Source organism: Brachybacterium netajii (SeqCode), assembly GCF_054114245.1.
This window is the reverse complement of sequence record NZ_JBSYXB010000008.1, coordinates 83,090-96,866: the sequence shown is the minus strand read 5'-3', so window position 1 is coordinate 96,866 and position 13,777 is coordinate 83,090. Positions and strand designations below refer to the sequence as shown.

Genomic DNA, 13,777 nt, shown 5'->3' with positions numbered 1-13,777 from the left:
GGGGATGGACCTCATCCGGTGATCATTCGCCGCAGGAGAACCCGCGGAGAACGGAACCGGGCATGTCGGCCCGTGCAGACAACTCGAACAGTCTGCCAGACGTGGCAGTGCGCCCACAAGGGAAGCCGCGGGTGCACCCCGTCACAGGGATGACCGCGGCGGCCGTCGCAGGCGCGATGCTCCGTCAGCAGATCGGACGGTCCGCCCGGGACCTCCCGGGACGAACCGTCCGATACTACCCCGTCCGGCGCGGGCGCGCCTCTCCGGCGGGTCCGCCAGGTCCGTCAGGTCCGGCGGGTCCGTCAGGTCCGACGGGCCCGGCAGGTCCGACGGGCCCCGCCGGCGCCGCCGCCCGCTACTTGTCCGTGCTCGGGCCGACGCCTCCCTGCAGCTGGCGCTGGAAGATCACGTACACGATCAGCACCGGGATGACGGTGATCACGACCGATGCGAACATCGCGCCCCATTCGACCTTGTACCCCTGCTGCGCCTGGAGGTTCACCAGCCCCTGCGCCAGCACGTAGTTGCGCCGGTCGGTGTTCAGCACCAGCGGGAGCATGTACTGGTTCCACAGCCCCAGGAAGTTGAAGATCGCGACGGACACCAGGCCCGGCTTCGCCATCGGCAGCATGATCCGGAAGAAGGTGCGGAAGTCCCCCGCCCCGTCGATCGCCGCCGCCTCGGCGATCTCGTCCGGGAGGCCGGCGAAGAAGGCGTGGAGGAAGAACACGGTGAACGGGAGGGCGAAGGCGACGTAGGCGAGGATCACGCCCACGAGGCCCAGGCGGCCGTCGAGCAGGCCCATGTTCTTCAGCACGAAGAACAGCGGCACGACCGCGAGGAAGATCGGGAAGGTCAGTCCCGCGACCATCCCGTAGTAGACGATGCGGTTGCCGGGGAACGGGAAGCGCGCGAGGACGTAGGCGCACATAGCCCCCAGCAGCATCACGACGACCAGCGCGACCCCGACGACCAGCACCGTGTTGAGGAAGTACTGGCCGATCTTCGCCTCGGACCACGCCAGCTCGTAGTTCTCCCACTGCGGGGCGGCGGGCAGGCCGAACGGGTCCGTGAGGATCTCCTGCGAGGTCTTCAGCGACGTGTACACCGTCCACAGCAGCGGCAGGATCACGATCAGCGCCCAGACCACGAGCACCGCGTGATGGAGGGACTGGACGCCGACCCGCGGGCTCGCGCCGCGCCGCGGGCCCGGGCCTCGCCGCGTCCGACGGGGCTCGGTGCGCACCGGCGTGCCGGGCGTCCTCGTCGTCGTGCTCATCGCCGTCCCCGTCCCGCGCGCGAGACGCCGATGACGAGGACGGCGACGAGCATCGTCACCAGCGCCATCAGCACGCCCATCGCGGTGGCCTCACCGAAGCGGCCGTCCCGGAAGGCGGTCTGGTAGAGATGCAGGGAGACCACCTTGGTGCTGTTCGCGGTCCCGCCGTTCGGCGTCATCACCGAGACGAAGGTGAAGGCGTCGAGAGCGAAGATGCCCATGTAGACGAGGGCTGTGGAGACGCTGTCGCGCACCATGGGCGCGACCACCTGGACGGCCGTGCGCAGCCGTCCGGCGCCGTCGATGCGGGCGGCCTCGAGGACCTCCTGCGGGATCGCCTTGATGGCGGCGACGAACAGCACCATGTAGAAGCCGACGAACGTCCAGACGATCGCGAACATGATCGCCGCGAGCGCGAAGCGCTGATCCCCCAGCCAGGCGATGGCGACCGGGACGAGGAGATCCTCGGCGCCGAGCAGGCGCGCAGGGGCGTTGATCGCGGCGACCCCGAGGTTCAGGAAGCCGTTGAGCAGGCCGCCGCCGGGGTGGTAGACGAAGTTGAACAGGATGCCGGTGATGACCGCGGGCACGGCGTACGGGAAGAAGCTCACGACCCGGTAGAAGCCCGCCCCGCGCACGCCGCGCACGCCCCCGCGGGTATCGCCGCCGATGGTGACCATGACGGCGAGGGCGAAGGCGAGGACGATCGTGACGATCGGGAGGACGAGCAGCAGCACCAGGTTGTTGCGCAGCGCGATCCAGAAGACGTCGTCGGCGAGGATCCTGCGGTAGTTCTCCAGGCCGATGAAGTCCATCGACGGGGTCAGCCCGGTCCAGTTCGTCAGCGAGTAGTAGAAGGACTGCAGGAACGGGGACACCACGAACATCAGGTAGACCGCGAGCGGGAGCCCCAGGAACAGCAGGAGGAAGAGCATCCGCTCGACGGAGGGCGGCCGGCGGCGTCGGCGCCCGCGCTGCGCGGCGGGCACCGACGCTCCCCGGGCGCCGAGAGCACCGGGATCGATCACGAGTCGACCTCGAACTTGGTGATCGAGTCATCCTCCCGGACCTTGTCGATCATGGCCTGCTCCTGCTCCCGCAGGGTCGCCGCGTCGATGTCCCCCTTGAGGAAGCTCGTCCAGTTCGTGATCGAGTCCGAGCCCAGGCCGTACCAGTCGGAGAAGTTGTAGGTGAAGGTGTTCTCCCCCGCGGCGCTGATCATCGCCGTCACCGAGGCCAGCGCGGTCGATCCGAACCCGTCCTCGGGAACGGTGTCCTTGACGACCGACGGCGCCTTCGTGAGCTCGGCGAAGTTCGCGGCCTGCTCCTTCGAGAGCATCACCCGCAGGAACTCGGCGCCGCCCGCGGGGTTGGTCCCGCCGGAGGGCACGAAGTACTGCTCGGCGGCGGTGCCGTGGATGGCCTCGTGCGGGAGTGCCCCGTCGGGCAGCGAGGGGACGGGCGCGCCGGTCATGTCGTAGCCCTCGGGCGTGACGTCGGCCTGTTCGTTCTCGATCCAGGAGCCCGAGGGGTAGAACACGGACTTCCCCTGCACCCAGTTCGTCTGCGCGTCGGTGTGCTTGATGCCTTCGCCGCCGGGCTCGAAGTACCCGGCCGCGACCGCCTCGCCCATCGCGTCGTAGGCGGCGACGACGGCGTCCTGCGAGAAGGCGTCCTCCTCGAGGCGGTCGATCGCGGCGAGCACCTCGGCGCCGCCGAGCTTCGCGGCCATCGACAGCGCCATCTCCTGGTAGTAGTTGGAGGCGTTCTGACCGCCGTAGGAGAAGAGGTAGCGCCCCTCCCCCTTCACCGTCTCGCCGAGCGCCATGAGATCGTCCCAGGTCTCGGGGACGCTCCATCCCTTCTCCTCGAACTCGGAGGCGGAGTGCCACAGGGCGAAGACCGTGTAGACGTAGTTCATCCCGAGGAAGGTCCCGCTGAAGATGCCCGGCGAGGTCACTCCCGGCAGGAGGTTGTCCTCGACGGTGCCGTCGGCGTCGATCATCGGCGCGGCGAGGAGGTCGCCCAGGTCCGCGAGCTGCGGCACCAGGCCGTCGATCGCGAGCTTCTGGGCGCCGGAGTTGTCGAACACGTCCGGCGGCGTGCCGCCCGCGAAACGGGGCTGCAGGTCCGACTGGATGTTCACGGTGGAGTGCACGTCCAGCTCCGCGTCCGGGTAGATCCCCTTGTACGCGTCCCCCGCGTCGAGCGCGTACTGGTCCCCGTAGCCGCCGTCGAAGATGACCGCCTCGACCGGGAGGCTCCCATCCACGCCCAGCGGGTTGTCGTCGCTGACATCCTCGCCGGTGATCGAGCCGCCCTCGTCGGAGGAATCCCCCGATCCACCTCCGCCGCCGGCGCAGGCGGTCAGCGCGGAGGCGCCGATGCCGGCGCCCGCGATGGCGAGGAAGGTGCGACGGGATGCACCGATCCGTTCGAGCGGCGTCATCCCGTCGGGTGCGCTGGCGCTGGTGGCGCGCTCGCTGCCGTCGGTGCCGTACGAGCCGCTGCCGGTGCTGCTGCTAGTGCTGTTCATCGTCTTCGCTTTCTCCGTTGAAAGATCGAGGCGCGATGTGCGCCGGGTCACGTCGACCCGTGCGCACACTCTAGAACCCCACCCTCGCCGCCGCTCGTCGGAGCCCGAGGACGCGCATCACAGTTCGGGCACGAACCTGACCGAACACCCCCTGGACCGCGCACGATCGCGCATCACCCGTCCGCGGTCGCCGCCTTCGCCGGGCACTCGGACGGGACTCGGCCCGGACCCAGCCGCTTCCCTGCTGGATCGCGGCCCGCTGGCCTAGTCTTCTTCCATGACCGCACCGCACCAGCAGAACTCACCCCTCACCGCGCGGCTGTACGACCTGGAGTACCCCCGCTCCCTCGGCGTCTACAGCACCTACGCCGAGGTGCAGGCCGTGGTCGACGCGCTCGCGGACAACCAGTTCCCCGTCCAGAACACGATGATCGTCGGGACCGACCTCAAGCTCATCGAACGCGTCACCGGCCGCAAGACCTGGGGCCGCGTCATCGGTCAGGGCGTCGCCTCGGGCATCTGGATGGGCCTGTTCATCGGCATGATCCTCATGTTCCTCAACCCCGCCGGCAGCTTCGTCGTCGTGATCACGAGCATCCTGATGGGCATCGTCTTCTTCACCGTGTGGAGCGTGATCGGCTACGCGATGACCGGGGGCAAGCGCGACTTCACCTCGATGACCGCGACCATCCCGATGCAGTACGAGCTCATGGTCGAGCACACGCATGCCCAGGAGGCCCGCCGGATCCTGACCGAGACCGGCGCGTCCTTCGGCCGCGCCCCCTCCGGCCCGGCCGTCCTGCACGGCGGTGCCGGGACCGGCCCGACGGCCGCCGGGTTCCCCGCCGCGGGTGCTCCCCCCGTCGTCGGCGCCCCGTCGCACCCCGCCGCGGGGGCGGGGACGCCGTCGGGTGCACCGAGCTCGTCGCGTCCGTCGTACGGCCAGCCCGCCCAGCCTCCGGCCCCGGCCGCTCCGCCGGCAGAGCCGACGCGTCGCCCGAGCTACGGCCAGCCCGCTCCGCAGGCGCCTGCTCCCACCGCCGCCCCGGCATACGGCGAGCCGGCCCCCGCCGCTCCGTCGTACGGCGAGCAGTACAGCCGACAGTACGGAGCGCCCGCGCAGCCGGTCGCTGCGGCATCGCCCGCGAGCGAGGCCGGTTCCGTGCAGCAGACTCCACAGGCCCCGGCTCCGGCTCTGGCCGATGACGCTCCCGCCTCCCCCGAGGCATCCAGCGCCGACGATGCGGGGACGCAGCGCCCCGGCAGCTGACGCGGCGTCCTGCCGCGGCAACCCGGCACCGGCACAGCTGTTCGAGCCCCCTGACGGAGCACTTCCGTCAGGGGGCTTCGTCATGCACACGCCCGACGGGAGCCGGCTGCCCGCGCCATCACCGAGCAGGCGCGCAGGGATGACGTCCCGCGTTCCAGCCCGCGTGCCAGGGCACCGGCGTGCCGGCGGGCTGGCGGGCTGGCAGGCTGGCAGGCTGGCGGGCCGGCGTACCAGCGGGCCGGCGTGCCGGGCCGCTTCCTCCGGGCATGCGAAGAGCCCCGGACCGGGAAACCCGGTCCGGGGCTCTTCGTAGCGCTGGCGTCCGCGAGGCGGGCGCCGCATCATCTCAGCGGGGCGAGCCCCGCAGCGATCACTTGGAGATCGAGACGACGCGGCCGGAGCCGACGGTGCGGCCACCCTCACGGATGGCGAAGCCGAGGCCCTCCTCCATGGCGATGGGCTGGATGAGCTCCACCGACATCTCGGTGTTGTCGCCGGGCATGACCATCTCGGTGCCCTCGGGCAGCGTGATGACGCCGGTGACGTCCGTGGTGCGGAAGTAGAACTGCGGGCGGTAGTTCGAGTAGAACGGGTTGTGACGGCCGCCCTCGTCCTTGGACAGGATGTAGACCTGCGCCTCGAAGTTCGTGTGCGGGGTGATGGAACCCGGCTTCACGACGACCTGGCCGCGCTCGACGTCCTCGCGCTTGGTGCCGCGGAGCAGCAGACCGCAGTTCTCGCCGGCCCAGGCCTCGTCCATCTGCTTGTGGAACATCTCGATGCCGGTGACCGTGGTCTTCTGCGGCTCGCGGATGCCGACGATCTCGACCTCGGAGTTGATGGCGAGCTTGCCGCGCTCCACCTTGCCGGTGACGACGGTGCCACGACCGGTGATCGTGAAGACGTCCTCGACGGGCATGAGGAAGGGCTTGTCCATGTCGCGGACCGGGTCCGGGATGTTCTCGTCGACAGCGGCCATGAGGTCCTGCACGGACTTGACCCACTGCTCCTCGCCCTCGAGGGCCTTGAGGGCGGAGACGCGGACGACGGGGGCGTCCTCGTCGAACTCCTGGGAGCCCAGCAGCTCGCGGACCTCCATCTCGACGAGCTCGAGGATCTCCTCGTCGTCGACCATGTCGGACTTGTTCAGCGCGACCAGCAGGTAGGGGACGCCCACCTGGCGGGCGAGCAGAACGTGCTCGCGGGTCTGGGCCATCGGGCCGTCGGTGGCGGCGACCACGAGGATGGCGCCGTCCATCTGCGCCGCACCGGTGATCATGTTCTTGATGTAGTCGGCGTGGCCGGGGGCGTCGACGTGGGCGTAGTGACGCTTCTCGGTCTGGTACTCGATGTGCGAGATGTTGATCGTGATGCCGCGCTGCTTCTCCTCAGGCGCGTTATCGATCTGATCGAAGTCCCGCTTCTCGTTCAGGTCCGGGTACTGGTCGTACAGGACCTTCGAGATCGCAGCGGTCAGCGTGGTCTTGCCGTGGTCGACGTGACCGATGGTGCCGATGTTGACGTGCGGCTTGGTCCGCTCGAACTTGGCCTTGGCCATGGTGGTGTCCTCCTAGGACTTCTTATCTCTGGGTACTACTTGCAACGGGATCGGCCCCCGCCCGCGGGTGGCGGCCGACGGGAGGAGGAGGGAGCAGGAGAAGAATCCTACCTGCTCCCTCCCCCGCCTCACTCGCCCCGGGTCTTCGCGATGATCTCGTCCGAGATGTTCTTCGGGACCTCCGCGTAGCTGTCGAACTGCATCGTGTACATCGCACGACCCTGGGTCTTGGACCGCAGGTCGCCGACGTACCCGAACATCTCCGACAGCGGGACGAGAGCGCGGACGATCTTGACCCCGCTCGCATCCTCCATCGACTGGACCTGACCGCGACGCGAGTTCAGGTCGCCGATGACATCTCCCATGTACTCCTCAGGAGTACGGACCTCGACGCTCATGACCGGCTCGAGGAGCACGGGCTGCGCCTTCTTGAGGGCTTCCTTGGTCGACATCGAGCCGGCGATCTTGAACGCCATCTCGGAGGAGTCGACGTCATGGTAAGCACCGTCGATGAGCGACGCCTTGACGTTCACGACCGGGAAGCCGGCGAGGATGCCCGACTCGAGGGCCGACTGGATGCCGGCGTCCACGCTCGGGATGTACTCGCGCGGGATGCGGCCGCCGGTCACCTTGTTGGCGAACTCGTAGAACACGCCCTCCTCCGCGTCCTCGAGGGGCTCGAAGGTGATCTGGACCTTGGCGAACTGGCCGGAGCCGCCGGTCTGCTTCTTGTGCGTGTAGTCGAACTTCTCGACGGTGCGGCGGATGGTCTCGCGGTACGCGACCTGCGGCTTGCCGATGTTCGCCTCGACCTTGAACTCGCGGCGCATGCGGTCCACGAGGATGTCGAGGTGGAGCTCGCCCATGCCCTTGATGACCGTCTGGCCCGTCTCCTCGTCGAGCTCGACCTGGAAGGTCGGGTCCTCCTTGGCGAGCTTCTGGATCGCGGTGCCGAGCTTCTCCTGGTCGCCCTTGGTCTTGGGCTCGATGGCCACGGAGATGACCGGGTCCGGGAACGTCATGGACTCGAGCTGCACGGGGTTGGAGACGTCGGTCAGGGTGTCACCGGTGTTGGTGTCCTTCAGGCCGATGAACGCGTAGATGTGGCCAGCGAAGGCCTCGTCGACGGGGTTCTCCTGGTTGGAGTGCATCTGGAACAGCTTTCCGATGCGCTCCTTCTTGCCCGAGGTGGCGTTGAGCACCTGGTCGCCGGTCGACACGTGACCGGAGTACACGCGCACGTAGGTGAGCGCGCCGAAGAACGGGTGCGCGGCGACCTTGAACGCGAGGGCCGAGAAGGGCTCGTCGCTCGAGGGCTTGCGGGTGATCTCGACCGACTCGTCCTTGGGGTCGTGACCGATCATCGCGGGCACGTCCAGGGGCGAGGGGAGGTAGGAGACCACGCCGTCGAGCATGGGCTGCACGCCCTTGTTCTTGAAGGCGGAGCCGCAGAAGACGGGGTAGCCCTGCGAGTTCACGGTGATGTCGCGGATGCCGGCCTGGAGCTGCTCGACGGTGAGGTCGCCCTCCTCCAGGTAGGCCTCCATGAGCTCCTCGGAGCTCTCGGCGACGTCCTCGACCAGCTTGGCGCGGTACTCGTCGACCGTGTCCTGCAGGTCGGCGGGGATCGGGACCTCGATCTGGAGCTGGCCCAGGGTCGGGTCGCCCTTCTTCTTGCCGAACTCGGGAGCGTCCTCGGGGAACGTCTCGGGCCACTCGTAGGCGACCAGCTTCACGAGGTCGACGACGCCGCGGAAGTCGTTCTCCGCACCGATCGGGACCTGCATGACCAGCGGCTTGGCGCCGAGGCGGTCGATGATGGTCTTCACGGTGAAGAAGAAGTCCGCACCGAGCTTGTCCATCTTGTTGACGAAGCAGATGCGCGGCACGTCGTACTTGTCGGCCTGGCGCCACACGGTCTCCGACTGGGGCTCGACGCCCTCCTTGCCGTCGAACACGGCGACAGCGCCGTCGAGGACGCGCAGCGAGCGCTCCACCTCGACGGTGAAGTCCACGTGACCGGGCGTGTCGATGAGGTTGATCTGGTTGTCGTTCCAGTAGCAGGTCGTCGCGGCGGACGTGATGGTGATGCCGCGCTCCTTCTCCTGCTCCATCCAGTCCATCGTGCCGGCACCGTCGTGCGTCTCGCCGATCTTGTAGTTGACGCCGGTGTAGTAGAGGATGCGCTCCGACGTGGTGGTCTTACCGGCATCGATGTGCGCCATGATGCCGATGTTGCGGACCTTCGTGAGGTCGCTGAGCACTGCGAGTGCCACGGGCTGTGCCTTTCCTTTGAACTGAGCTGGGCGACTGCTCGGAGGGGCGAAGCGGGGTCCGCGCACAGGCGCGGACCCCGCATCGACTCACCAGCGGTAGTGCGCGAAGGCCTTGTTGGACTCGGCCATCTTGTGGGTGTCCTCGCGGCGCTTGACCGCGGCACCGAGACCGTTGGAGGCGTCCAGGATCTCGTTCATGAGGCGCTCGGTCATGGTGTGCTCGCGACGAGCGCGAGAGTAGCCCACGAGCCAGCGCAGGGCCAGCGTGGTGGAGCGACCGGGCTTGACCTCGACCGGCACCTGGTAGGTCGCACCGCCGACGCGGCGGGAGCGGACCTCGAGGGTCGGACGGATGTTGTCGAGGGCCTTCTTGAGGGTGACGACCGGGTCCTGGCCGTTCTTCTCGCGGGCGCCCTCGAGCGCACTGTAGACGATGCTCTCGGCGACGGTCTTCTTGCCGTCGAGGAGGATCTTGTTGATGAGCTGGGTGACCAGCGGGGACCCGTAGACCGGGTCGACCACGAGCTGGCGCTTGGGAGCTGCTCCCTTACGAGGCATTACTTCTTCTCCTTCTTCGCGCCGTAGCGGGAACGGGCCTGCTGACGGCCCTTCACGCCCTGGGTGTCGAGGGAGCCGCGCACGATCTTGTAGCGGACGCCCGGGAGGTCCTTCACACGACCGCCGCGCACGAGCACGATGGAGTGCTCCTGGAGGTTGTGGTTCTCACCGGGGATGTAGGCGGTGACCTCGATGCCGGTGGACAGGCGCACGCGAGCGATCTTGCGCAGCGCCGAGTTCGGCTTCTTCGGGGTCTGGGTGTAGACGCGCGTGCAGACACCGCGGCGCTGGGGCGAACCCTTGAGCGCCGGCGTCTTCGAGGCGGAGGACTTGTCCTTCCGCCCCTTGCGCACCAGCTGCTGAATAGTGGGCACAGCTTCTCTTCCTATCTGGCCCCCGCTGCTGTTGGCACCGGGGGATCACATTCTTCGACCGCTCTCGCGGCCGGCGACCCGGCTCGTCGGTCCCATGCCCGGGACTGATTCGACGGTCCGACCCGCCCACGCGGCGATGGCACCGCGCGGGCGTCCCGAGGACCGTGATCGGTGCCCGTCGCATCGTGGCCGGGCATGGCCCACGATCCGAAATCGGGCACACCGCGAGGATCCGCTCCTCGCGGGGGACCCCTCCCGCGCTTCCCCGAAGGGGCACGGGACTCGTCCCAGTCACGACCAGAGGGCACTCCGGACGCAACCTCAGTCTAGTGACGCCCCCGGGACGCGGTCAAAGCTTCTCTGCGGTTCCGACGCAGATCACATGACGCCGGATGTCCTCGGGGATGCGATCCCGCTCCCGATCTGCGAAGGGGCCGGCACGGGGCCGACGACGCCCTCGTCCCCGACTCTCCCCGCCCGGCTCCGAGCTCCTGTCTCGCCCCTGGTCAGAGACCATCCGGAGACGACGGAGCGCCCCGCGCACGATGCGCGGGGCGCTCCCCCTGCTCCCAGGTCGCCGCTGACCGGCGGCCCTCAGATGCGGCTCAGCGGAGGCCGAGCTTCGAGGTGCAGGCCGGCCAGGCGCCCCAGCCCTGGTTCGCCTGGACCTTCGTGGCGATCGCGATCTGCTGGTCGCGGGTCGCGAGGTCGGCGCGAGCGGCGTACGAGGTGCCGCCGTAGGCCTCCCACGTGCCCTGGTTGAACTGCAGGCCGCCGTAGTAGCCGTTGCCGGTGTTGATCGACCAGTTCCCGCCGGACTCGCACTGGGCGATGCTGTCCCAGACCGAGCCCGACGGAGTGGACGCCGCCGAGGAGCTCGAGCTGGAGGAATCCGACGAGCTGGAGCTCGAGCTGGAGGAGTCCGACGAGCTGGAGCTCGAGTCGGAGCTGCTCGAGGTCGAGGAGCGCTCGGAGCTGCGCGAGGAGGTCGTGGTCTCTTCCACGACCGGCTCCTTGGTGCCCTTGAGGACGACCTCGGTGACGGGCTCGGAGACCGTCTCCTCGGAGAGGAGCTCGGACTCGGTGACCTCGCCGTCGACGATGGTGTCCTTGTAGACCTTCTGAATCTCGCCCTCGACGCCCTCGGTCTTGACCTTGGTGGTGCCCTTCTCGAGGGTGTCGTCCTCGACGGTCTCGGTCTTGTAGTCGACCTTCTCCGTCTCGGTGCGCTCCTCGCTGCGGGTGCGCGTGACCGTGATCGTGGCGCCGTCCTCGAGGACCGCGTCGCGGTCGACCGAGGCGGTGTCGTCGTCCTGGATGTCGCCGAGGACCTTCTCCATCGCCTCACCGACGGTCAGCGCGTTCACCTCGAAGGTGTCCTGGCCGTACTGGCCCACGAAGGTGACGCTCTTGCGGGTGACCACGTCGACGTCGGTGCCGTCGGCGGACAGCTCCGTCGACGGATCGGGCGTGACCGCCGCGCCCTCGGTCTTGTAGTCGACCTCGGCGAGGGCGTCCTCGACCGTGGTGCCGGTGGTGAGCAGGTCCTGCTCGGTGCCGTCGATCGTGACGGTCACGGGCCGACGCTCGATGACCTGGATGTCGATGCCGTCGGTGACCTTGGAGTCGAGCGCGGGGACGACGAGGTCGGTGTCCTTGACCTCGATGCCCTGCGCGTCGAGCAGCTCGGCGACGGTCGGGCTGAAGGTGCGCACCGACGTCTGCTGGCCGTAGACGGTCACGGCCGCCTCGTTGGATACCGCGTACGCGGTGCCGCCGCCGCCTGCGGCGAGCACGCACACGGTCGCGGCCGCGATGATCCACGGAGTCTTCTTCACTGCATCCACCTGTTCCGGCGCCGACGATCCGCCGACGCTGTCGTTCCCTGAGCACGAGTGCCCCTGGTTCGGGGCTGCAGCGGTGATCGAGAGCGCGCACTCGAGGTCGAGGCGCAGCGAGGAAGGTCGCGAGGGCACCGCCGAGGTCCATGCTTTCGCCCGGCACGGCTTCAGGGAAGGGCGACGAGAAGACTTTGGGAGTCCGCCCGGAATCTCTTTACCCGCTCGTGAACATCGGGGTCGAGCAGATCACCAAAACCGGCATATCACGGCACAGTGCACGGGCGCTGAGGAGACTCGGGCCTCAGCGCGCGGCGCAACGGAGCGGAGCAGAGGCGCAGCGGGAGACGCTCCTGATGATGCTCCGCGGCGCCCTCGAGCGCCCGATCCCGCCGACATGCGTCGAGTGCGCCGGCGCGCTTCACGAGCGACGGTGCACGTCGAGCACGCCGGCGCGGGTCGTTCCCGACGGCTCAGAGGCCGAGGCAGTAGCGCTTGTACCGCACGTGGTCGTAGATGTGCCAGCGGAGGCAGTCCCAGACGGTGGTGGCGGGCTGGACGACGACCCCTCCGGCAACAAGATCCGCCGCCGAGGAGAGCTCGACATCCGACACCGCGGCTCCCACGACGCTGCTCGCCGCGTCGAGGGGCTCCGCCGCCGATGCCGCGGGGACGGCGAGGAAGGACAGGGTCAGGGATGCGGTCGCGAGGACCAGAGCTCTGCGCATAGGGAGAGTGAACACCGTCACCGCTCGTCTGTCGAGCGATCCGGCCCGAGATTCCCCCGTTCATGAGGGAAAGCGCTCGCGACCTCCGGCGACTGCTCCGCGTGACGCAGCGGGATCGAGACGACGAGCTCCCGGTCCCCGTCGGCATCCCGGGTCCACCGGCAGCTCCCCTCCAGCGACGCAGCACCCTGCGCCACGCGCGCGAGCAGCGGGGTCGGCGGAACGGCCGCTGCGCCCAGGGATCCTGCAGGTCCGTTCCCGCCGTGCTCCTCGCTCGCGCCGGCTCGGGCGCGGAGCACGAGGTATGCACGGCCTGCACCGCTCTCCGCGGGAGGCACCACCGAGGTCGGTGCCGGGGAGCCCGTGCCGAGGCCGACGTCCAGGTCCAGCGTCCGCGACGCGCCGTCGGCCGTCAGCGCCGCAGCGAGATCGAGCAGCAGCACCTGGACGGCGACCGTGAAGCCCGGCTCCGCCCGGATCGGAAGCGGTCCGACATCGGCATGCGCCTCGAGGCCGCGCTGCCGGACGAGGCGGATCAGGCCCTCCGCCGTCCGCCTCGTCGACGTGTCGACGTCGTCGGGATCCAGCACCTGCCCTGGCTGTCCGGACTCCGCGGTCTGCCCTGGCTGCCCGGTCCGCGTGGTCTGCGCGGCCTGCCCTGCTCCGAGCAGTCGGGCCCGCAGCTCCTCCAGGTCGTCGACTCCCGGTGTCGCCGCAGGATCCTCCTGTCGGCCCGCCGAGCCCGCGGAGAGGAGTTCGTGCTCGACCCGTCGGTGCTCGTCGGCCCTCGCCGCGAGGACCATCTGATCGATCCGCGCATCGTTGCGCATCTCGAGGACCGCGGCGCTGAAGCCGAGGACGAGCGCGAGCACCAGCAGGAAGCCGATCGATCCGATCAGGGCGAGGCCGCTGTCGCTCGCGCCGCCCGCGGTCACCGCCACGGCCAGCATGGCGATCACGACGACGGAGAGCAGCAGGCCCTTCCACCGTCGATGGCTGAGGGAGACTCCGGCCGCCACCACCACCGGGTCGAAGAACGGGTTGATCTCGCTGGGCACGGCCGCGACATACGGCAGGCAGATGAGCAGCGAGACCACCGTGATGGCCTTGGGGAACCAGATCGCCAGGACCACGAGGACGCTCGCGATAGCTCCTGCGGCGAGCCCGATCCCGGTCGTCGGGGCGGTGCCGAGCGGCAGGACCTTCATCGCCGCGAGGATGAGGATGAGCATCCGCAGCGGAGGATCGATGGCGCGCGGGCCGAGCACGGCGTCCTGCAGCCGGCTCCACCGGGTCGCCGGGGCCGGCGGCCGTGATGTCTGCTCCCCCATCGGGACGCGCGTCGTGTCCGCCACGAGGC

Annotated in this window: 11 protein-coding genes; 1 reads left to right on the top strand and 10 read right to left on the bottom strand. The window is 69.1% G+C overall.

What is annotated here, in order from left to right:
• Window positions 1-355: 355 nt before the first annotated feature.
• The 3 genes from ACXET9_RS13555 to ngcE are packed head-to-tail and all read right to left on the bottom strand — an operon-like array spanning window position 356 to window position 3,815.
• Window positions 356-1,279, bottom strand: a complete 924-nt coding sequence (locus ACXET9_RS13555; protein WP_457887181.1) for a carbohydrate ABC transporter permease — start codon at window positions 1,277-1,279, stop codon at window positions 356-358.
• Complete coding sequence (locus ACXET9_RS13550; protein WP_457887179.1) at window positions 1,276-2,307, bottom strand: carbohydrate ABC transporter permease; 1,032 nt, start codon at window positions 2,305-2,307, stop codon at window positions 1,276-1,278. Before ACXET9_RS13550 ends, ACXET9_RS13555 begins: the two co-directional genes overlap by 4 nt.
• The gene (gene ngcE, locus ACXET9_RS13545; protein WP_457887178.1) at window positions 2,304-3,815 is read right to left on the bottom strand and encodes an N-acetylglucosamine/diacetylchitobiose ABC transporter substrate-binding protein; all 1,512 of its coding nucleotides are present in this window, start codon (window positions 3,813-3,815) and stop codon (window positions 2,304-2,306) included. Before ngcE ends, ACXET9_RS13550 begins: the two co-directional genes overlap by 4 nt.
• 277 nt (window positions 3,816-4,092) lie before the next feature.
• On the opposite strand from ngcE, the gene ACXET9_RS13540 reads away from it, so the two are divergent.
• On the top strand, window positions 4,093-5,085 hold the full coding sequence (locus ACXET9_RS13540) for a general stress protein (protein WP_457887177.1): 993 nt from the start codon (window positions 4,093-4,095) through the stop codon (window positions 5,083-5,085).
• A gap of 370 nt (window positions 5,086-5,455) precedes the next feature.
• Here the strand turns inward: ACXET9_RS13540 and tuf are convergent, their stop codons facing one another.
• From tuf to ACXET9_RS13505, 7 genes are all read right to left on the bottom strand, one after another.
• Window positions 5,456-6,643 carry an elongation factor Tu gene (gene tuf / locus ACXET9_RS13535; protein WP_457887176.1) on the bottom strand — a complete coding sequence of 396 codons (1,188 nt, stop codon included), beginning with the start codon at window positions 6,641-6,643 and terminating at the stop codon, window positions 5,456-5,458.
• 128 nt (window positions 6,644-6,771) lie between these two features.
• Window positions 6,772-8,919 (bottom strand): elongation factor G, encoded by a 2,148-nt coding sequence (gene fusA / locus ACXET9_RS13530; protein WP_457887175.1) that lies wholly within the window; start codon window positions 8,917-8,919, stop codon window positions 6,772-6,774.
• Window positions 8,920-9,006: 87 nt separating this feature from the next.
• Entirely contained in the window at window positions 9,007-9,477 is a 471-nt protein-coding gene (gene rpsG / locus ACXET9_RS13525; protein ID WP_457887173.1) for a 30S ribosomal protein S7, read from the bottom strand.
• Window positions 9,477-9,851: a 30S ribosomal protein S12 gene (gene rpsL, locus ACXET9_RS13520; RefSeq protein WP_457887172.1), complete on the bottom strand. Its 375-nt coding sequence runs from the start codon at window positions 9,849-9,851 to the stop codon at window positions 9,477-9,479. The genes rpsG and rpsL overlap by 1 nt, the downstream gene beginning before the upstream one ends.
• A 605-nt stretch (window positions 9,852-10,456) precedes the next feature.
• On the bottom strand, window positions 10,457-11,689 hold the full coding sequence (locus ACXET9_RS13515) for a transglycosylase family protein (protein ID WP_457887264.1): 1,233 nt from the start codon (window positions 11,687-11,689) through the stop codon (window positions 10,457-10,459).
• A 473-nt stretch (window positions 11,690-12,162) separates the two neighbouring features.
• Window positions 12,163-12,417: a hypothetical protein gene (locus tag ACXET9_RS13510; protein WP_457887170.1), complete on the bottom strand. Its 255-nt coding sequence runs from the start codon at window positions 12,415-12,417 to the stop codon at window positions 12,163-12,165.
• Between the two features lie 17 nt (window positions 12,418-12,434).
• Window positions 12,435-13,772, bottom strand: a complete 1,338-nt coding sequence (locus ACXET9_RS13505; RefSeq protein ID WP_457887169.1) for a hypothetical protein — start codon at window positions 13,770-13,772, stop codon at window positions 12,435-12,437.
• Window positions 13,773-13,777 lie beyond the last annotated feature (5 nt).